The sequence below is a fragment of the Xylanimonas ulmi genome (assembly GCF_004216535.1).
Taxonomy (GTDB): Bacteria; Actinomycetota; Actinomycetes; order Actinomycetales; family Cellulomonadaceae; genus Xylanimonas; species Xylanimonas ulmi.
Genome location: NZ_SGWX01000001.1, coordinates 803,260 through 829,687 on the forward strand (window position 1 = coordinate 803,260; position 26,428 = coordinate 829,687).

Genomic DNA, 26,428 nt, shown 5'->3' on the forward strand with positions numbered 1-26,428 from the left:
ACATTGTGGCATTACCAGGCGCCGAGTCAAGGCGGCGTCCCTCAGCCCTGAGCAGGCCGTTCGCGCCTGTCGGGGCGCGCCCAGCCCGCGCCCGGACGGTGCGCAGGGCAGCATGGGGCCATGACTGCGCTGCGCATCGCGATCGTCGGGTACGGAGGCTCGGGGCGTGGGATCCACGCCCGACTGGCCAGGGAGGTGGGGCTGGCGGTCACGGCCGTCGTCACCCGCGACTCGGGACGGCGCCAGCAGGCCGCCTCCGACTGGCCTGGCGCACGCCTGCACGACGACCTCGACGCGCTGGTCGCCGCGCGCGCCGGCTACGACGTCGTCGTCGTGACCTCGCCGACGGCGCTGCACGCCGACCACGCCGCGCACCTGGCGCGCGCGGGCATCCCCTTCGTGCTCGACAAGCCCATCGGCGTCGACGCGCACGAGGCGCGCGCGATCCTCGCCGAGGCCGCCGCGACCTCGACGCCGTTCACGGTGTTCCACAACCGCCGATGGGACGCCGAGCAGCTCACGCTCGCCGCCGTCCTCGCGCGCGGAGACCTCGGCGACGTGCACACCTTCGAACGGCGCTGGGAGCGGTGGCGACCCCAGCCGCAGCAACGCTGGAAGGAGAACGACGTCATCGGCGGCGGGCTGCTGCTCGACCTCGGGCCGCACCTGGTGGACAGCGCGACCCAACTCTTCGGACGGGTCACCAGCGTCTGGGCTCAGACGCGCGCGCTGACCACCACCACCGAGGACGACGTGTTCCTCGTGCTGGCGCATGAGCCCGGCGGAGGTCTGGCCCGCTCGGCGCGCGGCGTCGTGTCGCGGCTGTGGGCGGGGTCCGTCGTCGGCGCCCCGGGGCCACGCACACGAGCGCTCGGCTCCGCGGGCGCCTATGTGGTGACCTCCTACGAGCAGGACGCCTCGCCGTTCGAGGTGTTCGACGCCGACGCCCCCGCCGGCGCCGAGGGCTGGCTCACGCGTGGACGCGAGCGCACGCCCGTGCCGCGCGCCGCCGGAGGCCACGCCGACTTCTACCGCGCGCTCGTGGCGTGGTTGGGCGAGGACGGCGAGATCCCCGTCGACCCCGCCGACGCCGTGCGCACCGCCGAGGTGCTCGACGCCGCCCGCGTCGCGGCGCGCGAAGGACGCACCGTCGCGCTGTGACCGGGGGTGGGCCGCGCCCGTCGCGGCCTGCGCGGCGGATCGCCCCCGTGTGACGGCTCGCCTCGCGCTGTGGATAACCTCGGCTCCCGACCCGCCGGGTGCGGTTCGATCACCCCGTGACCGCAGAGCGACCCGATGACCGCCCCACGCCAGGCGCCGTCGTCGTGCCCGTCCCCGCCGACGCCGCGGCGCGGGCCGCGCTGACGGCGCGTGTCACGGCGCTCACGGGCGTGCGGCACGCGCATCTGGTCGCTGTGCTCGGCGCCGGCACGACGCGGCCGGGCGTGCTCGACGTCGTCTACGCGCGTGGCGAGGCCGCCGACCTGCCCACCGTGCTCGCCGTGCGGGGCCGCTTGACGCCCGCGGAGGCGGCAGCGGTCGGCGTGAACCTCGCGCAGGCGCTCGCGGCCCTGCACGCGGCCGGGCTGTCGCACGGGCCGATCGAGCCGTGCGACGTCGTCCTGCGGGCCGGCGGAGCCCCCGCACTGCGTCCGCGCACGGTCGCGCCGCCCGAGGAGTGGACGACGGCGCAGGACGTGCGCTCGCTCGCTCGGCTGGTCGACGGGCTCCTCGGGTCGCGGCCCGTCACGCCCGGTCCGGGATCGCCGTTCGACGGCGACCGGGTCGTCGACCCGGACGGCGCACTTCGCGCGGCGCTGGGACCGGCGCTCGGCGCCGACCCCCGCGCGCGCCCCGAGGCGGGGACCCTCGCCGCGCTCGTCGACGCGGCGTGTGAGCCGAAGGACCTGCGGCTGCCGGATCCGGCGACGCTGGCCGGAGCGGCGCTCGCGGGCACGCGCCGCGCCGCACCCACGAGCGGCCCGGCGCCACGGCCGGTCCGTCGCCCCCGTGACGCGCGGCCCGGCCGCCAGGCGGCGTCAGGGTCCCGGCGCGTCGTCGGCGGGCCACCGACGCATGACGGCAACACGCGTCCGCAGCCTGACTCGCCGCGGCGTGGCGGCGGGCCGGGCCGAGCCGGACGGGAGCGGCGCCGATGGGCCCCGCGATGGCCCGACCGCGCCGCGCTGCGGCCCGCGGCGGTGGTGGTCAGCGTCGGGCTGACCGTGGGGCTCATGACCGGAGCCGGCCTCACCTGGCGCGACCACGGCGCACGGGCGATGGCAGGCGGGCCGACGGCGACGCCATCCGCGCCCCCGCCCGACGCTCCGAGCCAGACGCCCGAGGCCGCGCCGACCAGCGGCTCGCTCGCCTCGGCGCCGCAGCCCCTTCGGGCGAGCACGGTCGACCCGACGCTCGACCGTGACCGGCCCGGGGACGCGGCCACCGTGCTGACGCAGCGGCGACTCGACCTGATCGCCGGGGCCGCGGGTGACCTCACCGCGGTCAACGTGGTGGGTTCGGCGGCCGAGCGTGCCGACAGCGAACTGCTCGCGCAGTTCGCGGCGCAACACGTGCGCCCCGAGGGCCCCCGGGCGACTGTCCGCGCCGTCGACGTCGTCGCCGAGGACGGCTCGACGGCGCACGTGCGCATCGAGTACGTCATCGAGGCGCATGCCTGGGTGGCCGCCGACGGGACGCGTACGACGGTCGCCGCCTCGCCCCGTCGCATCTCGACGTTGAGCCTGCGGTGGACGTCGGACGGCTGGCGCGTGGAGGGTGTCGCATGAGACGCAGTCTCGGCTACGGTGTGGCGCGGACAAGGCGAGTGCCAGGACGAGGACGTCGAGGCGAGGGGCGCACACATGGCGGAGCAGGTCGACGACGAGCGGCCCGACGGGGCCGGGGACCACGACACGCAGGCGCAGAGCATGGAGCGCCCCCCGGGTGAGGAGAGCTTCGACTACGACGTGGTGGTGGTCGGCTCGGGGTTTGGTGGGTCGGTCGCCGCCCTGCGGCTGACCGAGAAGGGCTACCGGGTCGGCGTGCTGGAGGCGGGACGCCGGTTCGCCGACGACGAGTTCGCCCGCAACTCGTGGCACGTGCGCTCGTTCCTGTGGGCGCCGGCGCTCGGGTGCTTTGGCATCCAGCGCGTTCGGCTGTTGCGCAACGTGCTGGTGCTCGCGGGCGCCGGGGTGGGCGGCGGCTCGCTGGTCTACGCCAACACGCTGTACCGCCCGCTCGACCCGTTCTTCACCGACCCCGCCTGGGCCCACGTGACCGACTGGAGGGACGAGCTCGCCCCCTACTACGACCAGGCCGAGCGCATGCTGGGCGCGACCCGGTTCCCGGGCCACACCCCCGCCGACGGGGTCATGCGGGAGGTCGCCCAGCGCATGGGCGTGGGGGAGACGTTCCGGTACGCGAACGTCGGCGTGTTCTTCGGCCCCGACGGATCGCAGACGCCGGGGCGCACCGCGCCCGACCCGTACTTCGGCGGCGCGGGGCCCGAGCGCACCGGATGCACGCAGTGCGGGGAGTGCATGACCGGCTGCCGGCACGGGGCCAAGAACACACTCGTGAAGAACTACCTCTACCTCGCCGAGCGCGCGGGGGCGCAGGTCCACGCGCTGACCACCGTCACGGCCGTCGTCCCGCTGCCGGGGGGCGAGGGGTTCGCCGTCGAGACCCGACGCACCGGGCGTCTGGGGCCGCGCCGCCGCATCACTGCGCGGCAGGTCGTCCTCGCGGCCGGCACGCTCGGCACACAGTCGCTGCTGCACGCGATGCGCGACACCGGGCGTCTGCCGCATCTGTCCGATCGGCTCGGGCACTTGACCCGCACCAACTCCGAGGCGCTGCTCGGCGCGATGACGCCGCCCAGCGGGCCGCGGACGCGGCAGGGCGACCGCGACCGCACGGCCCCGGACTACTCACAGGGCGTCGCCATCACGTCGTCGTTCTACCCGGACCCGGCCACGCACGTGGAGCCGGTGCGCTACGGGCGGCGCTCGAACCTCATGGGTCTGCTGCAGACGGTGCTGGTCGACGGCGTGGGTCCGGGCCAGGGGCCGCGGTGGCGGCGTTGGCTGGCCGAGCTGTGGCGGCAACGCCGGGCGCTGCCCGCCATCCTCGACCTGCGGCGGTGGTCGCAGCGCACGGTCATCGCGCTCGTCATGCAGGCGCGCGACAACTCGCTGACGACCTTCACCCGGCGCGGCCCGCTCGGGCGGCGGCTGACGTCCCGGCAGGGGACAGGCGCCCCCAATCCGACGTGGATCCCGCAGGCGCACGACGCCGTGCGCCGGATGGCCGCCGTCATGGGCGGGTATGCCGGCGGCTCGCTCGGCGACCCGTTCGACATCCCGATGACGGCGCACATCCTCGGTGGGTGCACCATCGGCGCCACCGCCGGCGACGGCGTCATCGACCCGTACCACCGCGTGCACGGATATCCCGGGCTGCACGTGGTGGACGGCTCGGCGGTGACCGCGAACCTGGGCGTCAACCCGTCGCTGACGATCACCGCGCAGGCCGAGCGGGCGTTCGCGCTGTGGCCCAACCGGGGACAGGCCGATCCGCGCCCCGCCCCCGGCGCCCCGTACACCCGGCTCGCCCCGGTCGCCCCGGCCTCACCCGTGGTTCCAGTGACCGCCCCGGCGGCCCTCCGGCTCCCGATCGTCGGGATCCGCCACCCCTGACCCGCAGTCCGGGCAGACGACGGCGGGGTCGGAGACCCGTGAGGGCCCGACCCCGCCGTTGAGTCACAAGGGCGTCAGATGCCGACCTCGGCCTCGAACGCGCCCTCCTCGATGCGGGCCTTGACCGCAGTGAGGAAGCGGGCCGCGTCCGCGCCGTCGACCAGGCGGTGGTCGTAGGACAGGAACAGGTAGGCGAACTGGCGGATCGCGATCGTCTCCTCGCCGTCGACCGTGATCACCGCGGGCTTCTTGGTGATCGTGCCGGTGCCCAGGATCGCGACCTGGCCGCCCGGGACGATCGGGGTGTCGATGAGCGCGCCCCCCGAGCCCGTGTTGGTGATGGTGAAGGTCGCGCCCGACAGCTCGTCCGGGCCGACCTTGTTGGCGCGGGTACGGGCGCCGAGGTCGCCGATCTGGCGGGCGAGGCCCGCCAGGTTCAGGTCGCCCGCGTTCTTGATGACCGGGACCACCAGACCGCGCTCGGTGTCGACGGCGATGCCGACGTTCTCCGACGCGTGGTAGGTGATCTCACCCTTCTCGGGGTCGATCGAGGCGTTGATCTTCGGGAACGCCTTGAGCGCCTCGACGGCGGCCAGCGCGTAGAACGGCAGGAACGTCAGGTTCGCGCCCTCGCGCGCCTTGAAGGACTCCTTGGCCCGCGCGCGCAGCTTGGCGACCTTGGTGACGTCGACCTCGACCACGGTGGTCAGCTGCGCCTGCGTGTGCAGGGCCTCGACCATGCGCTCGGCCACGATCTTGCGCAGGCGCGTCATCTTCTCGGTGGTGCCGCGCAACGGCGACGGCGCCGGGATCGACGGGGCCTTGGCCGCCGGGGCGGCGGGCGCGGCGGCCGGAGCGGTGGCGGCGACGGGGGCGGGCGCCGCGGCGGCCGCGGCCCTCTCGGCTGCCGCGAGCACATCCTCCTTGCGGATGCGCCCGCCGACGCCGGTGCCCACGATCGTGGCCACGTCGACGCCCTTGTCCGCGGCGAGCTTGCGCACCAGCGGGGTCAGGTAGGACTTGCCGTCCGCTGCGGGAGCGGGCGCTGCGGGAGCGGGCGCTGCGGGAGCGGGCGCTGCGGGAGCGGGCGCTGCGGGAGCGGGCGCTGCGGGAGCGGGCGCTGCGGGAGCCGGGGCGGCGGGCGCGGCTGCGGCAGCGACGGGAGCCGGGGCGGGCGCGGCCGGAGCCGCCGGAACGGGCGCGGGGGCCGCAGGCGCCGGGGCGCCTGAGCCGACGATCGCCAGAACTGCGCCGACGGCGACCGTGTCGTCCTCGTTGACGAGGATCTGCTGCACGGTGCCCGCCACAGGCGAGGGGATCTCGGTGTCGACCTTGTCGGTGGAGACCTCGAGCAGCGGCTCGTCGACCTCGACGCTCTCGCCGACAGCCTTGAGCCAGCGCGTGACCGTGCCCTCGGTGACCGACTCGCCCAGCGCGGGGAGCGTGACCTCGGTGCCCTCGCCGGAAGGGGCGGCGGGCGCAGGAGCGGCGGGCGCGGGGGCGGCGGGGGCCGCAGCCTCGGGCGCTACGGCGACCGGAGCCACGGGCTCGGCCGGAGCCGCGACGGGCTCGGCGGCCGGGGCGGCGGGGGCGGACCCTGCGCCCGACCCGTCGCCGATGACGGCCAGCGTCGCGCCGACCTCGACCGTCTCGTCCTCCTCGACCAGGATCTGCTCGAGCACACCCGCGACGGGCGAGGGGATCTCGGTGTCGACCTTGTCGGTGGAGACCTCGAGCAGCGGCTCGTCGACTGCGACGGTGTCGCCGACCTGCTTGAGCCAGCGGGTGACGGTGCCTTCGGTGACGGACTCGCCCAGTGCGGGCAGCTGCACGTTCTCAGACATGACCTGTGAGGTCTCCTTCGTCGGTTGTCGGGCCGTCGCGCGCCGGGTGCGCGAGGGCACTGCGAGTCATCTTGTCACTTCGGCTGGGTGCTCCCCAGCCGTTCAGGGCGCTCGACCCTGTGACGCTCAGTACAGTAAAGCCGCAGGTCCGAGGTCAGACCACGCGACGGGGCACTCACCTCGCACCGTCTTCGAGGTAGGCGAGCAGCGTGCGCACACCGACCCCGGTGCCGCCCACAGGGGTGTACCCGAACGCCGTCTTCTCGTTGAACGCCGGACCGGCGATGTCGAGGTGGCCCCACGGCGTCTGGCCGACGAACTCCTTGAGGAACGTCGCGGCGAACAGCATGCCGCCCGCCCGGTCGGACGCCGAGTTGACCATGTCGGCCACGTTCGACTTGAGCCCCGCCTTGAGCTCCTCGGGCATGGGCATGGGCCAGAACGACTCGCCCGCGGCGTCCGCCGCGGCCTTGACGGCGTCGCGCACGTCGTCGTCGCCCATCACGCCCGACACGCGGTTGCCGAGCGCGACGACCTGCGCGCCGGTGAGCGTGGCGATGTCGAGGACGACGTCGTGGCCGTCCTCGACGGCCGAGACGAGCCCGTCGGCCATGACGAGCCGGCCCTCCGCGTCGGTGTTGGTGATCTCGACGGTCTTGCCGCCGCGGATCGTCACGACGTCGCCGGGACGCTGGGCGTTGCCGCCCGGCATGTTCTCGGCGAGGCACAGGTACCCCGTGACGGCGACCGGCAGGCCCAGCCGGGCCGCCGCGACGACGGTGTGCAGCACCGCGGCCGCCCCCGACATATCCGACGTCATGGCGTGCATGCCGGCCGGCGGCTTGAGCGAGATGCCGCCCGTGTCGAACGTGATGCCCTTGCCCACGAGGGCCACGCGCGCGGACGCCTTGGCGGGGGAGTAGGCGAGCTTGACCAGGCGCGGCGGGCGCGCCGACCCCTGGCCCACGCCCACGATGCCGCCGTAGCCGCCCGCGGCGAGCTGCCTCTCGTCGAGCACGGTGACCTTCACGCCCTTGGCGCCGAGGTCCTTGACCGCGGTCTTGGCGGCTTCGGCGAACGCGGCCGGGAACAGGTGGTTCGGCGGGGTGTTGACCAGGTCGCGCGCCCCGTGGACCGCGGCGGCCACCACGTGGGCGCGCTCGACGGCGGCCTTGGCGCGCGCCGACCGCACGAACGGGGTCAGCACCTCGATCGAGGCCACCGGCGCCTTCTTCGCCGCCGCGTCGCCCGTGCGGTAGGCGGTATGGGCGTAGGCGCCCAGCAGGGCGCCCTCGACGACGGCGGTCAGGTCGTCCTCGGTCGCGGTCGGCAGAGCGATCGCGACCGACGTCGTCCCCGCGACCTCGCGCACGGCGGCGCCCGCGGCGCGGCGCAGGGTCTCGGCGGCGAACGTCCCGTCGGCCTCACGCTCGCCCAACCCGCTGAGCACCAGCACCGAGGCCTTGACGCCGTCGCCCGCGGGCAGTTTGCGCACCTCGTCGCGCGCGCCCGTGACGCCGAGCTGCGGCGCCAACGTCTCGATCTGGCGCACCAGGCTCGCCGGGAGCTGGTCGGCGACGATCGCCGGTCCGTCGGAGGTCTTGCACGTCCCGACGACGAGCGCGTCGACCTTCAGTGCGGTCGGGTTCTTTCCGGAGAGGGTGAGGTCAGCCACGCTCGCGATGTTATCGCCCACCGCGCACGCCTGCTGAGACGGGCGCGGCCCGGACGCCCGGTAGTCTCGGCCCCGTGGTGCTGCCCCTCCTCCTCGTCCTGGTCGCGCTGTGCCTGGCGCTCGCGGCGTGGGCTCTCGTCTTTGTGGTCCGCGATCGCGCCGTCGTCCTGCGGCAGCTCTTCGGCGCCGCGGCGGTCGAGGCGGTGCTGATCGTCCAGGCGGTCGTGGCCGGGGTCAAGCAGGCGGCGGGCGGGCACGACGTCGACGGGCCGCTGTTCTGGGGATACGTCGCCACCGCGCTGGTGCTGCTGCCGATCGCGGCGGCGTGGGCGTTCGCCGAGCGGACCAAGTGGTCGTCGGTGGTGCTCCTCGTGGCGGCGCTGACCGTCGGGTTCCTGACGTTGCGCATGTGGCAGATCTGGGAGGCGGCGTGAGCGGCACGACGACGGTGGGCGAACGCACGTCCGGGACGGGCTTCGGCCGCCTGGTGGTGACCATCTACGGCGTCCTCGCGTTCGCCGCGCTCGGCCGGTCGTCGTACCAAATCGCGACGTCGGCGCCGCACGTCCCGCTGGCGTACTGGCTCTCGGCGCTCGCCGCGGTCGTCTACGTGGTCGCGGCCATCGCCATCGCCCGGGGGCGCGGCCGTTGGCGCGCGCTCGCCTGGGCGACGGTCACCGTCGAGGCGGTCGGTGTGCTGTCTGTCGGCGTCGCGTCATTGTTCAGCGACGAGCTCCAGCACGACGGCACGGTCTGGCGCCTGTTCGGCATGGACTACGGCTTCTTCCCCCTGATCCTGCCGTTCGTCGGCCTGTGGTGGCTGTGGCGCACGCGCCCCGCGGCGGCTGCGGCGGGCACGACGATCGCGCCCGAGGCGACCGCCTCCCGCACGACCCCCTCCCGCACAACCCCCGAGAGTGAGGCCTGAGCGTTGCGCAAGCCCTACCACCTGTTCTTCGACGTCGTCTTCAAGCGCATGGACCCGGAGGCGGCGCACGGCCTCGCCTTCCGGTGGATCGGCCTGGCGGGCCGCGTGCCCGTGCTGCGCGACGTCGTCCAAGGTGCGCTCGCGCCCTACCTCGGCCGCGGTCTGGGCGGCCCCGGCAGCGTCGAGACGCTCGGGCGCACCTACGCGGCCCCGTTCGGCCTGGCGGGCGGCTTCGACAAGGATGCGCGCGCCGTGCGCGGCCTGACGATGCTCGGCTTCGCGTACGTCGAGGTCGGCACCATCACCCCGCGCCCGCAGCCGGGCAACGAGCCGCCCCGCATGTTCCGCGAGCTCGACCTGCGCGCGCTGCGCAACCGCATGGGCTTCAACAACGCGGGCGCGCACGCCGCCGCGGCGTCCCTGCGACGCCTGCGCTCGACGTCTGCGGGCCGTCAGCTGCGCATCGGCGTCAACATCGGCAAGAACAAGACGACCCCGGCCAAGGACGCGGCCGAGGACTACGCTCTGTGCGCGCGCGTGCTCGCCCCCTACGCCGACTACCTCGTCGTCAACGTCTCCTCGCCCAACACGCCCGGGCTGCGCGACCTGCAGACCACGGCCGAGCTGCGCCCCATCCTGACCGCGGCGCGCGCTGCGGCCGACGCCGCGACGAGCGCCGCGGGCCTGCCCCGCGTCCCGCTGCTGGTGAAGATCGCTCCGGACCTCGCCGACGAGGACGTCGACGCCGTCGCCGACCTCGTGCTCGACCTCGGCCTCGACGGGGTCGCGGCGGTCAACACGACCATCGGGCACAACCTGGGCCCCGGGGGTCTGTCCGGCCCGCCGCTGCTGGCCCGTGGGCTGGAGGTCGTCTCGCGGCTGCGCGCCCGACTGGGCGAGGGCCCGGCGATCATCGGCTCGGGAGGCATCACGACGCCCGACGATGCGCGCGCCTACCTGCGCGCCGGCGCCAACCTGATCCAGGGCTACACCGGGTTCATCTACGAGGGCCCGTTCTGGGCCGCGCGGCTCAACCGCACGCTCGTCGCCGACGCGAGGCGAGGACGGTGACCGGCGCCATCCGCCCGCGCTGGGAGTGGGCGCTGGTCGACGAGGCGGGCGCACTGCTCGACCCTGCGCTGAGCCCGGTCTTCACCACGCAGTACGACGCAGAGGAGTGGCTCGGAGAGCGGTGGCGCTCACTGGCCGCCGGGGGCGCCGTCGAGGCGCGGCTGTTGCACGACGGCGCCCCGGCGACCGCGCCGCTGCCGCTGCGCGCACCCTGACAGGTCACCCAGACACGCGCTCCCAGGCGCGCACGAGCCGCGGCAGCGCGCGCTCCAGGTCCGCCGTCGGGCGGGTGAATGTGAGCCGGACGCGGTCGGCGCCGCTGGCGAGGGCGGAGAAGGTGGGCCCCGCGTTGACCAGGACCCCCTCGGCGGCGGCCGCCGCGGCGAACGCCTGACCCAGCGGCGCGCGCAACGAGGGCCACACGCTCAACCCTCCGGCTGGGCGCGGCACGTCCCAGGGCAGCGCGGCGCGCAGCCCGTCGACCAGGACGTCGCGCTGCGCGCGCAGGCTCGCGCGGCGACCCGAGAGCACCTCGGCGCGCTGTGCCAGCAGCTCGACGACCGCGAGCTGGTCGAGCAGCGGTGAGGCGATGTCGAGCGATCCGCGCTCACGCGCCAGCCGCGCGACGACGTCGGGGTGTGCGCGCACCCAGCCGATCCGCAGCCCGCCCCAGAACGCCTTGGACGCCGACCCCACGGTGACCACATACGGGCTCGTGCCGTCGCCCGCGAGTGACGGCGGCACGTCGGCGTCGCTCGCCGGGGCGCCGTCGGGAGCGTCGAGCGCGAGCTCGCTGAGCGTCTCGTCGCCCAACACCGTGACGCCGTACCGCTCGGCAGCCGCGCGCACGGCCTGGCGCTCCGCGGCTGTGAGCGTCAGGCCCGTCGGGTTGTGGAAATCGGGGATGAGGTAGGCCAGGCGGGGGCGTGACCGGCGCAGCGTGGAGGCGAACAACTCGACGTCGAGCGCTGCGTCCGCGGGACACGGCACGCCGACAAGACGCGCACCGCCGCGGCGCAGCGCCTCGATCGCGTGCACGTAGGTCGGGTCCTGCACGACGACGGCCTCGCGCGGGCGCAGGAGGCTTCCCGCGAGCAGGGCGATCGCGTGCTGGGCGCCCGTCGTGACGAGGATCTGCTCGGGCGAGGTCGCGGCGCCGCGCTCGGTGTAGCGATCAGCGATCGCGGCCCGCAGGGCGGGCACACCGAACGGCTCGTAGCCCCCGCGCCCGAGGTAGGCGGGCAGCGCCTCAAGCGCGCGGGCGAAGGCGCCGTGCAGTTCGGGCGGCGCGGGGGGCGTCGCCTGCGAGAGGTCGACGCCGTCGTCCGGCAGCGTCTCGGCGCCGGGTGCGGGGGCGTCACCGCCGGGCTCGCTCGCGGCGGGCGTGGCCGGGCGGGGGAGCACCGCGACCGTGCCCGACCCGGTGCGCGAGACCGCGAAGCCGGCCTCACGCAGGCGGCGGTAGGCCGCCGTCGTCGTCGCGCGCGAGACGCCCAATGCCGCGGCGAACTCGCGCTCGCTCGGCAGGCGGGTGTGGGGAGCGAGCGACCCGGCGAGCACCGACTGGCGCAGCGCGTCGGCGAGCGCCGCGTAAGCGGGGCCGCCCGCGCGCCAGGCGCCGAGCAGCCGCACGGCCGCCGCGGGGGACAGATCGCGCTGCGCGGGTGGGGGCGTCACCGATCCACTCTGGCGCAATTGGCTATGGAAATCCAGTCCAAAGGACGCGCAGAATGGGCGCCGTGACAAGCACCGATCACCCGGCCGAGCCCACGACGACTCAGCCCCGCCGAGCCCCGCGCACTCAGGGCGCACGTCGCGGCGTCCCACTCATCCTCGGCCTGCTCGCCTACGCGCTGTCGATGGCCCTCATGCTGCACGCCGGGCAGGGCGGCATGCCCTGGGACGTGCTCCACCAGGGGATCGTGCGGCGCACGGGGCTGGCGTATGGGCCCGTCGTCGTCGTCGCGAGCGTTCTCGTGCTGCTCGCGTGGATCCCGCTGCGCCAGCGCCCCGGAGTGGGAACGGTCGCGAACGTCGTCGTCATCGGCGCTTCGGTGGACCCGTTCCTCGCCCTCCTGGAGCGGGTGGCGCCGCATCCAGCGCTCGTCGCTCAGGTGGCACTGGCGCTCGCGGGCATCGCGCTCAACGGCGTCGCGACCGCGGCCTACATCGGCTCACGGTTCGGACCCGGCCCACGCGACGGGCTCATGACCGGGCTCGTGGCCCGCACGCGCCTCTCGGTGCGGGTCGTCAAGACGGCGATTGAGGTCACCGTCGTGCTGCTCGGGTGGGCGCTGGGCGGCACGTTCGGCTGGGCGACGGTCGCCTATGCGCTGGGTGTCGGCCCCGTCGTCCAGCTCGCGGCCCGCCGCCTGGCCCCGTCGATGACCGCACACCCCTGACGCGCACCCTCGACACCCCCACCCCGACGCCCACCCGCGCTGCCCCGCCACGCGCCCGCTCCGACGGGCTGCCCCGCCACGCCCGCACCGCCCCGGCGCCCGCGCACGGGGCTCGCAATTCGGGTGTTCGAGCGATTGGGGGGTTCTTCGAGCGCTCGTGGGCTCGAAGAACCCGCCGTTTGCTCGAACACTCCGCGAATGCTCGAACTCGCGTGGGCGGGCGGGCGGGTGGGCGGGAGGCGAGGGCGGGCGTTGGGCGCCCTGTTGCCGGGCACCGGGCGGGCGTCGGGCGTCCGGCCGCCGGTCGGGTGCCGGGGCGTGGTGGGTCAGCTGGGGCGGTGGCGGGGGGCGTTCTCGGCCGTCATGGCCGGGTCGCGCTCGACGACGTCGCCGAGCACGTCGTCGATGCGCGCCAGCAGGTCGGCCGGGATCGTCACGCCCGACGCCTTGACGTTCTCGGCGACCTGCTCGGGTCGCGAGGCGCCGACGAGCGCGGCCGCCACGTTGTCGTTCTGCAGCACCCACGCGACCGCGAGCTGGGCCATGGTCAGGCCGAGCTCGTCGGCGATGGGTCGCAGTCCCTGCACGCGCGTGAGCACGTCGTCGTTCATGAAGCGGCCGATCATGTTCGCGCCGCCCTTGGCGTCGGTGGCGCGCGAGCCGGCGGGCAGCGGCTGGCCCGGCACGTACTTGCCGGTCAGCACGCCCTGCGCCACGGGCGACCAGACGATCTGCGAGACGCCCAGCTCGCGCGAGGCCGGCACGACCTTGTCCTCGATGACGCGCCACAGCATCGAGTACTGCGGCTGGGAGGAGATGAGCTGGAGGCCGAGCTCCTTGGCCAGCGCGTGCCCTGCGCGCAGCTGGTCGGCGGTCCACTCCGAGACGCCGATGTACAGCGCCTTGCCCTGGCGCACGACGTCGGCGAACGCCTGCATCGTCTCCTCGAGCGGCGTCTCGGTGTCGTAGCGGTGGGCCTGGTAGAGGTCGACGTAGTCGGTGCCCAGGCGCCGCAGCGATCCGTTGATCGACTCCATGATGTGCTTGCGCGACAGCCCTGAGTCGTTGGGGCCGCCGGGGCCGGTGGTCCAGTAGACCTTCGTGAAGATCTCCAACGACTCGCGGCGCTGGCCCTTGAGCGCGTCGCCGAGCACCTGCTCGGCCTTGGTGTTGGCGTAGACGTCGGCGGTGTCGAACGACGTGATGCCCGCGTCGAGGGCGGCGCGCACGCACGCGGTGGCGACGTCGTTCTCGACCTGCGAGCCGTGCGTCAGCCAGTTGCCGTAGGTGATCTCCGAGATCTTCAGACCGCTGTTGCCGAGGTACCGGTAGTTGACCATGGGGTCACCCTAACGCGGCCTCAAAACGATTCGACAGTCACCCTCGCCGTGTCGGGCGCCAGGTGTCACCACTCGCCGGGGGCGGTCACTGGGGCCAGACGCCGTGCTGCTTGAAGTTCGGCCGCGGCATGCGCGAGCGGCGGATCTGGAACGCGCGCATCCCCGCATACCAGGCGGTGCCGCGCTCGACCTCGCCGAACTTCGCCTTGAGCTTGCCCTTGAGGCGGTACCACATGATGACCGCGTCGGCGATCGCCACGAGCACGACCACATAGAGCGCCACGAGAATGACGAACGCCAAGGTCGGGCCGAACCGCGCGATGGCGAAGTTCAGGATGATGAACACGAACGCGACGGGCAGGAAGTACTCGCCGACGTTCCAGCGCGCGTCGACGTGGTCACGCACATAGCGGCGCTGCGCGCCCTTGTCGCGGGCCGGTAGGTACCGCTCCTCGCCGCGCTGCATGCCCTCGTACGCCCGCGCGCGGGTCTCGCGCTGCTTCACCTTCGCCTCGCGGGCGGCGCTCTTGCGGTCGCTCGGCACGAGGGGGCGCTTGTTGGCGGCCTCGGCCACCGAACGCTTGGGCGTGGGGTGGCCCTTGCCGACGGCGCCGGCGCGCTCGATCTCGGCGGCCTGTGCGGCGGCGTCGGTGGCGTCGGGGGATCGCTTGTTGCGGGAGAACACGGCAGGAGTCTACGGGGACAGGCGGGCGGCCGGCGCCGCCGGGCCCGGGTAGCGTGGGCGGGTGACCGCTTCGACTCCCGACGTCCCCGAGCCCCGCCCCGCCGACGTCGAGGCGCTGCGCGCCGCCGTCGACGACCTCTTCCCGGCCCTCCAGGAGGACCTCGCCTCGCTCGTGCGCATCCCGAGCGTCGCCATGGCCGCCTACGACCAAGCGCACGTCGCCGCCTCGGCCGACGCCGTCGCGCGGCTGCTGCGCGACGCAGGCTTGCCCGAGGTGCGGATCCTGCGGGCGCCGCGGCCCGACGGCACGCTGGGCGCGCCCGCCGTCGTCGCCCGCCGCCCGGCGCCCGACGGCGCGCCGACGGTCATGCTCTACGCGCACCACGACGTGCAGCCGGTGGGGGAGGGCTGGCAGACCGATCCGTTCGAGCCCGTCCAGGTCGGCGAGCGGCTGTACGGCCGCGGCGCGGCCGACGACAAGGCCGGTGTCGCCGCCCACCTCGGCGCGCTGCGCGCGCTGACGGCGGCCAACCTGCTGCCCGAGGTGGGCGTCACGGTGTTCGTCGAGGGCGAGGAGGAGGACGGCTCGCCGTCGTTCCGCGCGTTCCTCGAGGAGCACCGCGACTCGCTCGCGGCCGATGTCATCGTGGTGGCCGACTCGGCCAACTGGAAGGTCGGCGTGCCCGCGCTGACGACGTCGCTGCGCGGCCTCGTCGACGGCTTCGTCGAGGTCGAGGTGCTGGGCCACGCGGTGCACTCGGGCATGTTCGGCGGCCCGGTGCTCGACGCGCTCACGCTGCTGTCGCGCCTGATCGCGACGCTGCACGACGACGCCGGCGACGTCGCGGTCGCCGGGCTCGTCCAGGGGCCCGAGCCCGTCGTGGAGTACGACGAGGCGGCGTTCCGCGAGGAGTCCTCGGTGCTCGACGGCGTCACGCTCGCGGGCACTGGCCCGCTCGCCGGTCGGATCTGGACCAAGCCCGCGCTGTCGGTCATCGGGATCGACGCGACGCCGGTGGCGCAGGCGTCCAACACGCTCACGCCGCGCGCCCGGGCCAAGCTCTCGCTGCGGCTCGCACCGGGGCAGGACCCGCAGGCGGCGGCCGTCGCGCTGGAGGAGCACCTGACCTCGCACGCTCCGTTCGGGGCGAAGGTCACCTGGACCACCAAGGAGACCGGCAAGCCGTTCCTCGCCGCGGGCGACACCGCGGCGATGCGGGCCGCGCGGGCCGCGTTCGCGGCGGCGTGGGGCGTCGAGCCGGTCGACACCGGCATCGGCGGCTCGATCCCGTTCATCGCCGACCTGCTCGAGGTGTTCCCCGAGGCCGCGATCCTCGTCACGGGCGTCGAGGACCCCGACTCGCGCGCGCACGGCGCCAACGAGTCGGTCCACCTGGGCGAGCTGCGCAAGGTCATCGTCGCCGAGGCCCTGCTGCTCACCCAGGTCGCTCAGGCCGTGTGAGCCTCGTGGCCCACCGCCCCCTCGCGGTGGGCCACGTCGACCGAGCGGGCCCACGCGGCCACCTCGGGCGGCAGGGTGGGCGAGGCGGGGGCGTCGTCGCCGAGCAGCGCGATGACGTCGGGCATGGGGATGCGCGACCCGTCGCGCGAGAGGAAGCGCCCGGCGAGCCACGCCGAGGCGTACACGACGTCGCCGCGCGTGAAGACCTGCTCCATGTAGACCACGCGCTCGTCCCACCCGAGCACGCGCGTGGTGATGCGGAACCTGTCCCACAGTTGCAGCGACCGCTTGTACTTGACGGTTGACGCCGCGACGACGGGGTACCAGCGCCGCTCGCCGAGCCGGGCGAACCCGCCGAGGTCGGCGAGGTAGTTCCAGCGCGCGATGTCGGCCATCTGCAGGTACACGCCGTTGTTGACGTGCAGCAGGATGTCGAGGTCGCCGGGATGCACGCGCATGTCGGTGACCGACGGGTCGAGCAGGCCCCGACCGGGCACGGGCTTGCGCGGGCGGAGCGTTTTCCAGGCGAGCTGCAGCATCCGGGTCACGAGCCGCAGACTACTGCCCGTGACGGGCGGTATCAGATATCTACGTCACACCCGTAGATCACACTGATGGGTCACGCGCGTGCGTCACACCTCACAGCAGGTCGGCGCCCGGCTCATGCCGCAGGTCATCGCGCACGGCCTGCGCCACCGCCCGCGACTCGAGCCGCGCGACCAGGTGCAGGGCCATGTCGAAGCCCGCGACGCCGCCGGCCGAGGTGACGACGTCGCCGTCGTCGACGTACCGGGCCTCGGTGTCGATGACGACCGACGGGTCGATCTCGGCGAGCTCGTCGTAGTGGTCGCGGTGCGTGGTCACGGGCCGGCCCGCCAGAAGCCCGGCGGCGGCGAGCACGAGCGCCCCGGTGCACACGCTCGCGACGAGGGGCGTCGTCGTGCGCGCCGAGCGCAGCCACTCGAGGTGGCTCCGGTCTGCGCGCAGCGCGCCTGCGCCGATCCCGCCGGGGTGCACCAGCAGGTGGAGCGGTCCGACGTCGTCGGCGCCGGCCGCTGGAACGACCCGCAGCCCGTGTGCGAGGCGCACGCCACCGCCGTCGCGCGAGAACGTCGTGACGGTGGGCTGCAGCGCCGAGCGGGCGACCCACGCCGAGAGCACGACGAACGGACCCGCGACATCCAGCTCCTCGGCCCCGTCGAACACGAGGATGCCGATATGCGGCCCCGCGTTGGTCGTCATGGCCCCATCGTCGTGCCACGATCAGCACCGTGCACGCGCTGATGCTCGCCTCCACGGCCGCTGAGGCCGAGGCCCTCGCCTCGGTGTGGCGTACGGCCGCGGCGGGATCCGTCGACCCGGCGGTGCTGCCGCCCGGTCCCGCCGCGCCGACGACACCGGGCGTCTTCGTCCCCCTCGCCGCGCTCGGCCTGACGACGGCGCACGCGACCGACCCCGCCGAGGTGCGGCTGCGCGAGCTCACCGGACTCGCCGACGTCGTCGTCGTCCACCTGGCGGCGCTCGACGGCGCGGGCCTGCACGAGGGCGCGTTGCCGCTGGTCACGCGCGTCGCGGCCGAGCGCGCGACGCCGGTCGTGGTGATGGCCGAGCGCAGCGAGGTGAGCCGGCGCGAGTGGTCCGCGGGCGGTGTCAGCGGTGTGCACGAGGTGGGCCCGGCGGGCGCCGCGCGCGATGAGGCGGTCCGGCGCGTCGCGCGCACCTGGGCGCCGCGTTGGTCGCAGACGGTCCCCACGGAACGTCGCGATGCGTAGTATCGGGAAGAGCGAGACTCACCCTGTTGTTGGAGGAAGCATGACCGACACCCTCGAGACCGCCACGCACGGCGTGGTCCTGACCGACGTCGCAGCCGCCAAGATCCGTAGCCTCCTGGAGCAGGAGGGCCGCGATGACCTGCGTCTGCGCGTCGCCGTGCAGCCCGGCGGCTGCTCGGGCCTGATCTACCAGCTCTACTTCGACGAGCGCCTGCTCGACGGCGACGCGACGCGCGACTTCGACGGCGTCGAGGTCGTTGTCGACAAGATGAGCGTGCCCTACCTCGAGGGCGCGACCGTCGACTTCGCCGACACGATCGAGAAGCAGGGCTTCACGATCGACAACCCGAACGCGGGCAGCTCGTGCGCCTGCGGAGGCTCGTTCGCCTGACAGGGCTCTGACGACAGCGCCGGCCCGGCCGCCTGGGGACACGCCCCAGGCTGCCGGGCCGTCGTCGTCTGAGGGAGCGGGATGCGGCGTGGAGTTGCTCACACAGGTGCGGACGCCCGCGCGGTGAGCGTCAGCACCCGCGCAAGCGTCGACGCTCGCCCCGCCGTACCGCCGCCAAGAATCTGACATTCCGTCCGCGAGTGTCGTGACCAGCGCCGATGCTGGCGCGAACACCTCCGGTCGTCACCTCCGAGCCGACCCTGTGCGGTGCTGTTCGGACGGTCGGCGCGCTAGGCTTCGGCTATCGAGGACGAGAAGGACCCGCCACCGGTCTGTCGCGCAAAGTGTCATCAGCTGACGCTGACCGCTCGGACTGGGATGCGGGTCGCGATGTGAAAGGCCTCCCTTGCAGTCGAAGCCACCTACCCGCACCCCGCGGACCATCCTGCGCGTGACGGCGATCGCCGCCGCGGTCGCGGTGCTGGCCTCCGGATGCGCGAGCGACGCCGTCAAGCGCGGCTACCTTCCGGGATACACCGATGGGGAGGTGACCAATCACACCGAGGGGCTGCGGCACCTGTGGGTCGGCTCCTGGGTCGCCGCGCTCGCCGTCGGCGTCATCACCTGGGGCCTGATGTTGTGGTGCGTCGCCGCCTACCGCAAGCGCCGTGACGACAACCAGTTGCCGGTGCAGACGCGCTACCACGTGCCGCTTGAGCTGATGTACGTGATCGTTCCGCTGGCGATGGTCCTCGTGCTCTTCTACCACACCGACCGTGTGATGAGCGACGTCAACCAGGTCGACGGCGACGCCGACGTGCACATCCAGGTCATCGGCAAGCAGTGGAGCTGGGACTTCAACTACCTCGACGACGACGTCTACGACACGGGCCAGCACCTGGCCGACCCGGGCAGCCAGACCGCCGAGGACGAGATCGACGGGGCGCCCGGCACCTCGACCGCGCTGCCCACTCTGTACCTGCCAGTGGGGGAGAAGGTCGAGTTCACGCTCGACTCGCGCGACGTCATCCACTCGTTCTGGGTCCCGGCCTTCCTCTACAAGAAGGACATGATCCCGGGGCGCACCAACGTCTTCGAAGTGACACCTGAGCGCGAGGGCGCCTACGCCGGCAAGTGCGCCGAGCTGTGCGGTGAGTACCACTCGGGGATGCTCTTCAACGTCAAGGTCGTCTCGCGCTCTGAGTACGACGCTCACATGGACGACCTGCGCGCCCAGGGGAACGTCGGCGAGCTCGGACTCGACCTCAACCGCCACCAGGAGGCCCCGGCCTCCGCCGAGAGCCAGGAGGCCGAGCACTGATGGCGACGCCAGCAATCGCAGGCGGCGAGCTGATCCCCGGGCTGGCGCCCGCGCGTCAGAACCTCGGCCGCACCGTGGTCAAGTGGATCACCTCAACCGACCACAAGACGATCGGATACATGTACCTGATCACCTCGGTGATCTGGTTCTGCATCGGCGGTGTCCTCGCGCTGTTCATCCGCGCGGAGCTGTTCGAGCCGGGGCTCCAGATCGTGCAGAGCAAGGAGCAGTACAACCAGCTCTTCACGATGCACGGCACCATCATGCTGCTGCTGTTCGCGACACCGCTGTTCGCGGGCTTCGCCAACATCATCATGCCGCTGCAGATCGGCGCCCCCGATGTCGCCTTCCCGCGGCTCAACATGTTCGCGTTCTGGCTCTTCCTCTTCGGCGGCATCATCGCCGCGGCGGGGTTCTTCACCCCGCAGGGCGCCGCGTCCTTTGGGTGGTTCGCCTACGCGCCGCTGTCGAACACGACGTTCAGTCCGGGCCTGGGCGGGGACCTGTGGGTCTTCGGCCTCGCGCTCAGCGGTTTTGGCACCATCCTCGGCGCGGTCAACTTCATCACCACGATCATCACGATGCGCGCGCCCGGCATGACGATGTTCCGCATGCCGATCTTCACCTGGAACACGCTCATCACGAGCATCCTGGTGCTGATGGCCTTCCCGCCGCTGGCTTCGGCGCTGTTCGCGCTCGGCGCCGACCGCCGCCTCGGCGCACAGGTGTTCAACCCGGACAACGGCGGCGCCATCCTGTGGCAGCACCTGTTCTGGTTCTTCGGCCACCCCGAGGTGTACATCATCGCGCTGCCGTTCTTCGGCATCGTCTCGGAGATCCTGCCGGTCTTCTCCCGCAAGCCGATCTTCGGCTACAAGGGCCTGATCTACGCGACGATCTCGATCGCCGCCCTGTCGGTGACCGTCTGGGCCCACCACATGTACGTGACCGGCGCGATCACGCTGCCGTTCTTCGCGTTCATGACGATGCTCATCGCGGTGCCGACGGGCGTGAAGTTCTTCAACTGGATCGGCACGATGTGGCGCGGGAAACTCACGTTCGAGACGCCGATGCTCTGGTCCATCGGGTTCCTCGTGACGTTCCTGTTCGGCGGTCTGACGGGCGTCATCCTGTCAAGCCCCGCCCTGGACTTCCAGATCTCCGACACCTACTTCGTCGTGGCGCACTTCCACTACGTGGTGTTCGGCACCGTGGTCTTCGCGATGTTCGCCGGCTTCTACTTCTGGTGGCCGAAGTTCACGGGCCGCATGCTCAACGAGCGCCTCGGCAAACTGCACTTCTGGCTGCTGTTCATCGGCTTCCACACGACCTTCCTCATCCAGCACTGGCTGGGCGTCATCGGCATGCCGCGCCGCTACGCGGACTACATGCCGGAGGAGGGCTTCACCTGGATGAACCAGGTCTCGACGGTCGGCTCGTTCATCCTCGCCGCCTCGCTCCTGCCGTTCTTCTGGAACGTGTACACCACGTGGCGCCACGCGCCGCGCGTGACGGTCGACGACCCGTGGGGCTATGGGCGTTCGCTTGAGTGGGCGACGTCGTGCCCGCCGCCGCGGCACAACTTCACCTCGTTGCCGCGCATCCGCAGCGAGTCCCCCGCGTTCGACCTGCACCACCCCGAGGTCGCCGCGATGGAGCAACCCGAGCTGTACCCGCAATACGCCAGCGCGACGAGCACGATCGAGGGAGGCGCCAAGTGAAGATCGAGACCAGGCTGTTCCTCTACCTCGCGCCGTTCTTCGTCGCCATCGGCGTCGTCTACGGGTTCGTCGTGGACTGGCAGGAGCCCGTCGGGTTCCTCGCCCTGCCGCTGCTCGGCGGCCTCATGGCCATGGTCGGCGCCTATCTCGCGCTGACCGCGCGTCGCATCGACGCGCGGCCCGAGGACGACGAGCACGGCGAGATCGCCGACGGCGCGGGCGACCAGGGTGTCTTCGCCCCCTGGAGCTGGTGGCCGCTGGTCATCGCCGCCGCGGCGGCCGTCGCCTTCCTGGGGCTCGCCGTCGGCTGGTGGGTGCTCTACCTCGGCTTCGTGCTCGGCGTCATCGGACTGGTGGGCTGGGTGTTCGAGTTCAGCCGCGGCCAGCACGCGCACTGAGCGCCTGATCCGAAAACCCCGCTGCGCGCGGCGGCCCACGACAGGCCCGCGCAGCGGTTCGGCTCCCACGAGAGCCGACGTGAGGGGCCCGTTCCGTAGAGGAGCGGGCCCCTTGCCATGCCACGATGACGGGGACGGTGCGAGGATCGGCGCGGGCCAGGTCCTATCAGCCGGGGGGTCGCGGATCTCGGCTGCGGCCGAAGGTGAGGGCTGCTCGGGGATCACGACGCCGCCCGGCTCGGTTCGAGGCGGAGGTGGTGGCCGAGGGTGTCGGTAGACGAAAGCGCCCCCTCCCGCCGGCGGGCGGGAGGGGGCGCTCTCGGGAGTGAGCCGTCAGAGAGACGGGACGATCAGCCCAGCCGTCTGCGCCTTGGCGCGGGCCAGGCGCGCGTCGGCGTCGGCCCAGTTGACGACGTTCCACCAGGCATTGACGTAGTCCGCACGGACATTCTGGTAGTCGAGGTAGTACGCGTGCTCCCAGCAGTCGAGCAGCACGATCGGCACCAGGCCGAGCGCGATGTTGCCCTGCTGGTCGTAGAGCTGCACGATGACGAGCTTCTCGCCGATCGAGTCCCAGGCGAGGATCGCCCAGCCGGAGCCCTGCACGCCCGCGGCGACCGCCGCGAAGTGGGCCTTGAACTTCTCGAACGAGCCGAAGTGCTCGTCGATCGCCGCGCCGATCTCGCCGGTGGGCTCGCCGCCGCCCTCGGGCGACAGGTTCGTCCAGAACGCCGAGTGGTTGACGTGGCCGCCGAGGTTGAACGCGAGGTTCTTCTCGTGCAGGTTCACCGCGGCCAGATCGCCGCCGTCGCGGGCCTCGGCCAGCTTCTCGAGCGCGGTGTTGGCTCCGGCGACGTAGGCGGCGTGGTGCTTCGAGTGGTGCAGCTCCATGATCCGCCCCGAGATGTGGGGCTCCAGCGCAGCGTAGTCATAGCTCAGGTCAGGGAGCGTGTAGACAGCCATCAACATCCTCCTGTTGCTGTCTCGGCCGTCGGGGTGGCGGTCGAGGGGAAAGACGACGACCCGTGCCCGCCCATCATGGCGGATGGGCGCGCACGGGCCGTCGCAGTCGATCAGGTCAGCGCTCAGCGCTCCTGCTCGGTGCGGGTGGCGCCGGCGGGCAGCGCGGCGTGGTCACCGCGCGCGGCCTCGACCGCGTCGTGCTCACCGTGCGAGTGAGCGGCGGCCAGCTCGGCGGGCGTGACGGGCTCGACGCGGTCCTCGAAGAAGAACCTCGAGAGGCGGTGCCAGCGCTTCTCGGCGGCGTACCCCTGGCGCTTGACGCCACGGGCGTCGCTGGCGGGGGCGAGTTCGAGCGGCCGGCGTGCCTCGTAGTTGACGCGCAGCCAGCGCTCGTGCTCGTCGAGCGGGGTGTGGACCTCGATGTACTCGCCGCTGGCGAAGCGCACGATCCGACCCGACTCGTGGCCGTGCAGCACCAACTCGCGGTCCTTGCGCTGCAGGCCGAGGCACAGGCGCTTGGTCACCCAGAACGCGAACCACGGGCCGACGAAGAGCAGAACCCGGAACACCCAGGTGATCTCGTTGATCGACAGGTGGAAGTGCGTCGCGATGAGGTCGTTCGAGCCGGCCAACGCCAGGATGATGAACGCCGTCAGGAACGCGACACCCAGGCCGGTGCGAACCGGGACGTTGCGCGGGCGGTCGAGCACGTGGTGCTCGCGGTGGTCGCCGGTGACCTTGGCCTCCAGGAAGGGGTAGGCCAGCAGGAACGTGAACAGGATGCCCGGAACCACGACGGCGGGGATGAGCACGTTGAGCGACAGAGTGAAGCCGCCCCACGTGACGATCTCCGCCTGGCCCGGCATGAGGCGCAGCGATCCCTCGAGGAACAGCATGTACCAGTCGGGCTGGGCTCCGGCCGAGACCGGCGACGGGTCGAACGGGCCGTAGTTCCACACGTTGTTGATCGCCATCGTGCCGCCCATGAGGGCCAGGACGCCGAAGACGAAGAAGAAGTTGCCGCCCATCTTCGCCACGTAGACCGGGAACGCGGGGAAGCCGACGACGTTCTTGTCGGTGCGCCCTCCGCCCGGGTACTGCGTGTGCTTGTGGAGCACCATGAGGAACAGGTGCAGGCCCACGAGGGCGAGGATGAGCGCGGGCACCAGCAGGATGTGCACCGTGAAGAGCCGGGCGATGATGTGCTCGCCGGGGAACTCGCCGCCGAAGATGAAGTACGACATGTACGAGCCGATGATCGGGATCGACTTGACCACGCCGTCGGTGATGCGCAGGCCGTTGCCCGACAGCACGTCGTCGGGCAACGAATAGCCCGAGAAGCCCGCGGCCAGACCGAGGATCATGAGCGTCGCGCCGACGAGCCAGTTGAGCTCGCGCGGCTTGCGGAACGCGCCCGTGAAGAACACGCGCATCATGTGCGTGACGATCGAGGCCATGAAGATCAGCGCCGACCAGTGGTGGATCTGGCGCATGAGCAGGCCGCCGCGCACCTCGAACGAGAGGTCGAGGGTCGAGGCGAACGCCGCCGACATGAGTTGGCCGTGCAGTTGCGGCAGGTCGCCTTGCCAGGTGACGAGCGCCATCGACGGCTGGAAGAAGAGCGTCAGGAACACGCCCGTGATCAGCAGCACGACGAACGAGAACAGCGCGATCTCGCCGAGCATGAACGACCAGTGGTCGGGGAAGATCTTGCGCGCGAACTCCTTGACCGCGACGCCGATCGACGTGCGCTGGTCGAGGTAGTCGGCCGCCTTGCCTGCGGGCGTGGTCGGCTCGGCCGCCCGGCGTGGGGTCGCGGCGGTCTGGGACGTGGATGCGGTGCTCACTTCAGGCGCTCCCAGAAGCTCGGGCCGATGGGCTCGGAGAAGTCATCCTCAGCGACAAGGTACCCCTCATCGTCGACGGTGATCGGCAATTGGGGCAGCGGTCGCTTGGCCGGGCCGAACACCACCTTCGCGCCGTCCGCGATGTCGAACGTCGACTGGTGGCAGGGGCACAACAGGTGGTGGGTCTGCTGCTCGTACAGCGCGACCGGGCAGCCGACGTGGGTGCAGATCTTGGAGTAGGCGACGATGCCCTCGTAGGACGCGCCCGGGCGGTGCTCGGACTTGATGTCCTCGGGGTTGAGGCGCACCAGCAGGACCACGGACTTGGCCTTCTCCGTGATCCACTCCCCGGTGCGGCGCTCCTCCTCGGTGGCGTCGGGCTGGACGTGCGCGACCGAGCCGACCGTGAGGTCCGTGGCCTTGACGAGGCGGCCATCGGGGTCGTAGGCGAGCCGGCGGCCCTTCTGCCACAGCGTGTGGCGGAACTTGCTGACGTTCCAGTCGTCGCCGACCGAGCTGATGAGCGGCACCGCGATGGTGAGCGGGAAGAGCGCGAGTGCGCCGACCATGGCGCCCTTGAGCACACCGCGCCGCGCGATGCCGGAGTCCTCGACGCCCTGCTGCAGAGCGATGACGGCGACCTCGCGCGCCTCGGGCGACGTCGCGGTGGTGTGCCGCTCGTCGATGTACTCGCGGTTCGACATGAGCGACTTGGCCCAGTGGATGGCCGCGAACCCGATGCCGAGCAGCGAAACCGCCAGCGTCACGCCGAGCATGAGCGTCGAGAGCCGCACACCCTGCGTGGTGCCGTCGGGCCGGACCGCGAAGTAGGCGACGAGCGATCCGATCGTGCCGAGCGCCGACAGCGTGAACAGGATGACGACGGTCCGCTCGGCGCGCTTGGCGGCCCGCGGGTCGGTGTCCGTCAGGCGCGGCTGGTGCGCGGGGACGCCGGGGTCGGCGAACCGGTCGGCCTGCGCGAGGGCGCCCGCGTCGTGCGCGCGCTCGACCTCGTTCGAGGGGTTGTGGGGGGTGTTGCTCTCGCTCACGAGGACTTCGCTCCGATCCAGATCGCGCCGGCGATCATGATGCCCAGGCCGACGACCCACGCCCACAGACCCTCGGACACCGGTCCGAGGCTGCCGAGCGCGAAGCCGCCAGCCGATCCGGCGTGCTGCTCGTCGATGAACGCGATGATGTCGCGCTTGCCCTCGGGCGTGATGGTCGCGTCGTTGAACACCGGCATCGACTGGGGGCCCGTGAGCATCGCCTGGTAGAGGTTGCGCTCCGAGGTCTGCAGCAGCGACGGCGCGAACTTGCCCTGCGACAGGGCGCCGCCGGCGCCGACGGCGTTGTGGCACATCGCGCAGTTGGTGCGGAACAGCGCCATGCCGTTGGCGGCGTCGCCCTTCGACGCGTCCACCTGGGCGTCCGTCGGGATCGCCGGGCCGGCGCCCAACGAGGCCACGTACGCGGCGAGCGCGGCGGTCTGGTCCTCGTCCATCTGCCGGGGCTTGGCCTGGGCCTGCGGGCCGCTCATCTGCATCGGCATACGGCCGGTCGAGACCTGGAAGTCGACGGCGGCGGCGCCGACGCCGACCAGCGAGGGCGCGTCGGCCGTGCCCTCGGCGTTGGGGCCGTGGCAGGTCGCGCAGTTCGCCTGGAACAGCTGCTTGCCGGTCTCGATGTCCGCGGTGCTGGCGGTCGCGGCGTTCGCCGGACTCGGGGCGAGGGCGGCGTACACGCCGCCCGTGACCAGCAGCGCCAGCAGCAGGAGCACGACCGGGGCTGCCCGGTGGTGCCTGCGGGCGGCGAGTGCCTTCACGAAAGTGACCTCGTCTCGTGGCTGTGAGGAGTGAGTGGGTGGAGGGCGCGGGAGCCGCTGCGCCCCCGCGACGTGGGCGCCTG

The 26,428-nt window shown here is 72.7% G+C and carries 25 protein-coding genes; 14 read left to right on the forward strand and 11 right to left on the reverse strand.

Annotation, left to right across the window (positions count from 1 at the left end; translation table 11 throughout):
- Window positions 1-120: 120 nt before the first annotated feature.
- The 3 genes from EV386_RS03600 to EV386_RS03610 all read left to right on the forward strand — a co-directional run bounded on the left by EV386_RS03600 (window position 121) and on the right by EV386_RS03610 (window position 4,700).
- Window positions 121-1,161, forward strand: coding sequence for a Gfo/Idh/MocA family protein (locus tag EV386_RS03600; RefSeq protein WP_130412417.1), 1,041 nt, complete (start codon window positions 121-123; stop codon window positions 1,159-1,161).
- A gap of 116 nt (window positions 1,162-1,277) precedes the next feature.
- Entirely contained in the window at window positions 1,278-2,789 is a 1,512-nt protein-coding gene (locus tag EV386_RS03605; protein ID WP_130412419.1) for a hypothetical protein, read from the forward strand.
- Between the two features lie 141 nt (window positions 2,790-2,930).
- A complete protein-coding gene (locus EV386_RS03610; protein WP_130416744.1) occupies window positions 2,931-4,700 on the forward strand; it encodes a GMC family oxidoreductase in 1,770 nt (589 codons plus the stop codon).
- A gap of 74 nt (window positions 4,701-4,774) precedes the next feature.
- Here EV386_RS03610 and sucB read toward each other — a convergent pair whose 3' ends face one another.
- Window positions 4,775-6,544 (reverse strand): 2-oxoglutarate dehydrogenase, E2 component, dihydrolipoamide succinyltransferase, encoded by a 1,770-nt coding sequence (sucB, locus tag EV386_RS03615; protein ID WP_130412421.1) that lies wholly within the window; start codon window positions 6,542-6,544, stop codon window positions 4,775-4,777.
- Between the two features lie 175 nt (window positions 6,545-6,719).
- Window positions 6,720-8,219, reverse strand: coding sequence for a leucyl aminopeptidase (locus tag EV386_RS03620; protein ID WP_130412423.1), 1,500 nt, complete (start codon window positions 8,217-8,219; stop codon window positions 6,720-6,722).
- 74 nt (window positions 8,220-8,293) lie between these two features.
- On the opposite strand from EV386_RS03620, the gene EV386_RS03625 reads away from it, so the two are divergent.
- Genes EV386_RS03625 through EV386_RS03640 form a run of 4 tightly spaced genes read left to right on the forward strand, consistent with a single transcriptional unit; the run spans window position 8,294 to window position 10,433 of the window.
- Window positions 8,294-8,653 carry a hypothetical protein gene (locus tag EV386_RS03625; RefSeq protein ID WP_130412425.1) on the forward strand — a complete coding sequence of 120 codons (360 nt, stop codon included), beginning with the start codon at window positions 8,294-8,296 and terminating at the stop codon, window positions 8,651-8,653.
- Window positions 8,650-9,147 (forward strand): hypothetical protein, encoded by a 498-nt coding sequence (locus EV386_RS03630; RefSeq protein WP_341272801.1) that lies wholly within the window; start codon window positions 8,650-8,652, stop codon window positions 9,145-9,147. Before EV386_RS03625 ends, EV386_RS03630 begins: the two co-directional genes overlap by 4 nt.
- 48 nt (window positions 9,148-9,195) lie before the next feature.
- Complete coding sequence (locus tag EV386_RS03635) at window positions 9,196-10,218, forward strand: quinone-dependent dihydroorotate dehydrogenase (RefSeq protein WP_242608051.1); 1,023 nt, start codon at window positions 9,196-9,198, stop codon at window positions 10,216-10,218.
- Window positions 10,215-10,433, forward strand: coding sequence for a hypothetical protein (locus EV386_RS03640; protein WP_130412429.1), 219 nt, complete (start codon window positions 10,215-10,217; stop codon window positions 10,431-10,433). The genes EV386_RS03635 and EV386_RS03640 overlap by 4 nt, the downstream gene beginning before the upstream one ends.
- A 4-nt stretch (window positions 10,434-10,437) precedes the next feature.
- Here the strand turns inward: EV386_RS03640 and yczR are convergent, their stop codons facing one another.
- Window positions 10,438-11,895, reverse strand: coding sequence for a MocR-like transcription factor YczR (gene yczR / locus EV386_RS03645; protein ID WP_242607815.1), 1,458 nt, complete (start codon window positions 11,893-11,895; stop codon window positions 10,438-10,440).
- 53 nt (window positions 11,896-11,948) lie between these two features.
- Between yczR and yczE the strand changes: the two genes are divergently transcribed.
- A complete protein-coding gene (yczE, locus tag EV386_RS03650) occupies window positions 11,949-12,620 on the forward strand; it encodes a membrane protein YczE (protein WP_423218954.1) in 672 nt (223 codons plus the stop codon).
- 326 nt (window positions 12,621-12,946) lie between these two features.
- Here the strand turns inward: yczE and EV386_RS03655 are convergent, their stop codons facing one another.
- Together EV386_RS03655 and EV386_RS03660 are read right to left on the reverse strand one after the other, a co-directional pair.
- A complete protein-coding gene (locus EV386_RS03655) occupies window positions 12,947-13,960 on the reverse strand; it encodes an aldo/keto reductase family protein (RefSeq protein ID WP_130412433.1) in 1,014 nt (337 codons plus the stop codon).
- An 85-nt stretch (window positions 13,961-14,045) separates the two neighbouring features.
- Window positions 14,046-14,645 (reverse strand): DUF3043 domain-containing protein, encoded by a 600-nt coding sequence (locus EV386_RS03660; protein ID WP_130412435.1) that lies wholly within the window; start codon window positions 14,643-14,645, stop codon window positions 14,046-14,048.
- 61 nt (window positions 14,646-14,706) lie between these two features.
- On the opposite strand from EV386_RS03660, the gene EV386_RS03665 reads away from it, so the two are divergent.
- Window positions 14,707-16,107: a dipeptidase gene (locus EV386_RS03665; protein ID WP_130412437.1), complete on the forward strand. Its 1,401-nt coding sequence runs from the start codon at window positions 14,707-14,709 to the stop codon at window positions 16,105-16,107.
- On the opposite strand, the gene EV386_RS03670 is transcribed toward EV386_RS03665, so the two are convergent.
- Together EV386_RS03670 and EV386_RS03675 are read right to left on the reverse strand one after the other, a co-directional pair.
- A complete protein-coding gene (locus tag EV386_RS03670) occupies window positions 16,095-16,646 on the reverse strand; it encodes an acyl-CoA thioesterase (RefSeq protein WP_130416746.1) in 552 nt (183 codons plus the stop codon). The two genes, EV386_RS03665 and EV386_RS03670, sit on opposite strands and share 13 nt — an antisense overlap.
- Before the next feature lie 100 nt (window positions 16,647-16,746).
- On the reverse strand, window positions 16,747-17,349 hold the full coding sequence (locus EV386_RS03675; protein WP_130412439.1) for a DJ-1/PfpI family protein: 603 nt from the start codon (window positions 17,347-17,349) through the stop codon (window positions 16,747-16,749).
- A 29-nt stretch (window positions 17,350-17,378) separates the two neighbouring features.
- Here EV386_RS03675 and EV386_RS03680 point away from each other — a divergent pair, with 29 nt between their 5' ends.
- From EV386_RS03680 to EV386_RS03700, 5 genes are all read left to right on the forward strand, one after another.
- Complete coding sequence (locus tag EV386_RS03680; protein WP_130412441.1) at window positions 17,379-17,879, forward strand: hypothetical protein; 501 nt, start codon at window positions 17,379-17,381, stop codon at window positions 17,877-17,879.
- A 40-nt stretch (window positions 17,880-17,919) separates the two neighbouring features.
- Window positions 17,920-18,270 carry an iron-sulfur cluster insertion protein ErpA gene (erpA, locus tag EV386_RS03685; protein WP_130412443.1) on the forward strand — a complete coding sequence of 117 codons (351 nt, stop codon included), beginning with the start codon at window positions 17,920-17,922 and terminating at the stop codon, window positions 18,268-18,270.
- Between the two features lie 406 nt (window positions 18,271-18,676).
- The gene (ctaC, locus tag EV386_RS03690) at window positions 18,677-19,591 is read left to right on the forward strand and encodes an aa3-type cytochrome oxidase subunit II (protein ID WP_130412445.1); all 915 of its coding nucleotides are present in this window, start codon (window positions 18,677-18,679) and stop codon (window positions 19,589-19,591) included.
- The gene (gene ctaD, locus EV386_RS03695; protein WP_130412447.1) at window positions 19,591-21,312 is read left to right on the forward strand and encodes an aa3-type cytochrome oxidase subunit I; all 1,722 of its coding nucleotides are present in this window, start codon (window positions 19,591-19,593) and stop codon (window positions 21,310-21,312) included. Before ctaC ends, ctaD begins: the two co-directional genes overlap by 1 nt.
- Window positions 21,309-21,710 (forward strand): cytochrome c oxidase subunit 4, encoded by a 402-nt coding sequence (locus EV386_RS03700; protein ID WP_130412449.1) that lies wholly within the window; start codon window positions 21,309-21,311, stop codon window positions 21,708-21,710. The genes ctaD and EV386_RS03700 overlap by 4 nt, the downstream gene beginning before the upstream one ends.
- Before the next feature lie 333 nt (window positions 21,711-22,043).
- On the opposite strand, the gene EV386_RS03705 is transcribed toward EV386_RS03700, so the two are convergent.
- The 4 genes from EV386_RS03705 to qcrC all read right to left on the reverse strand — a co-directional run bounded on the left by EV386_RS03705 (window position 22,044) and on the right by qcrC (window position 26,345).
- On the reverse strand, window positions 22,044-22,673 hold the full coding sequence (locus EV386_RS03705; protein ID WP_130412451.1) for a superoxide dismutase: 630 nt from the start codon (window positions 22,671-22,673) through the stop codon (window positions 22,044-22,046).
- Between the two features lie 122 nt (window positions 22,674-22,795).
- Window positions 22,796-24,520: a cytochrome bc1 complex cytochrome b subunit gene (qcrB, locus tag EV386_RS03710; RefSeq protein WP_207216460.1), complete on the reverse strand. Its 1,725-nt coding sequence runs from the start codon at window positions 24,518-24,520 to the stop codon at window positions 22,796-22,798.
- Window positions 24,517-25,569, reverse strand: coding sequence for a cytochrome bc1 complex Rieske iron-sulfur subunit (gene qcrA, locus EV386_RS03715; protein WP_130412453.1), 1,053 nt, complete (start codon window positions 25,567-25,569; stop codon window positions 24,517-24,519). The genes qcrB and qcrA overlap by 4 nt, the downstream gene beginning before the upstream one ends.
- Window positions 25,566-26,345, reverse strand: a complete 780-nt coding sequence (gene qcrC / locus EV386_RS03720; RefSeq protein ID WP_130412455.1) for a cytochrome bc1 complex diheme cytochrome c subunit — start codon at window positions 26,343-26,345, stop codon at window positions 25,566-25,568. The genes qcrA and qcrC overlap by 4 nt, the downstream gene beginning before the upstream one ends.
- Window positions 26,346-26,428: the final 83 nt, after the last annotated feature.

What these genes read in the sequence shown, in the direction of transcription:
- EV386_RS03600 (WP_130412417.1), top strand. Translation starts at nt 121, where the DNA reads ATGACTGCGCTGCGCATCGCGATCGTCGGGTACGGAGGCTCGGGGCGT.
- EV386_RS03610 (WP_130416744.1), top strand. Translation starts at nt 2,931, where the DNA reads ATGGAGCGCCCCCCGGGTGAGGAGAGCTTCGACTACGACGTGGTGGTG.
- sucB (WP_130412421.1), bottom strand. Translation starts at nt 6,544, where the DNA reads ATGTCTGAGAACGTGCAGCTGCCCGCACTGGGCGAGTCCGTCACCGAA.
- EV386_RS03635 (WP_242608051.1), top strand. Translation starts at nt 9,196, where the DNA reads ATGGACCCGGAGGCGGCGCACGGCCTCGCCTTCCGGTGGATCGGCCTG.
- yczE (WP_423218954.1), top strand. Translation starts at nt 11,949, where the DNA reads ATGGGCGCCGTGACAAGCACCGATCACCCGGCCGAGCCCACGACGACT.
- EV386_RS03655 (WP_130412433.1), bottom strand. Translation starts at nt 13,960, where the DNA reads ATGGTCAACTACCGGTACCTCGGCAACAGCGGTCTGAAGATCTCGGAG.
- EV386_RS03670 (WP_130416746.1), bottom strand. Translation starts at nt 16,646, where the DNA reads ATGCTGCAGCTCGCCTGGAAAACGCTCCGCCCGCGCAAGCCCGTGCCC.
- EV386_RS03675 (WP_130412439.1), bottom strand. Translation starts at nt 17,349, where the DNA reads ATGACGACCAACGCGGGGCCGCATATCGGCATCCTCGTGTTCGACGGG.
- erpA (WP_130412443.1), top strand. Translation starts at nt 17,920, where the DNA reads ATGACCGACACCCTCGAGACCGCCACGCACGGCGTGGTCCTGACCGAC.
- ctaD (WP_130412447.1), top strand. Translation starts at nt 19,591, where the DNA reads ATGGCGACGCCAGCAATCGCAGGCGGCGAGCTGATCCCCGGGCTGGCG.
- EV386_RS03705 (WP_130412451.1), bottom strand. Translation starts at nt 22,673, where the DNA reads ATGGCTGTCTACACGCTCCCTGACCTGAGCTATGACTACGCTGCGCTG.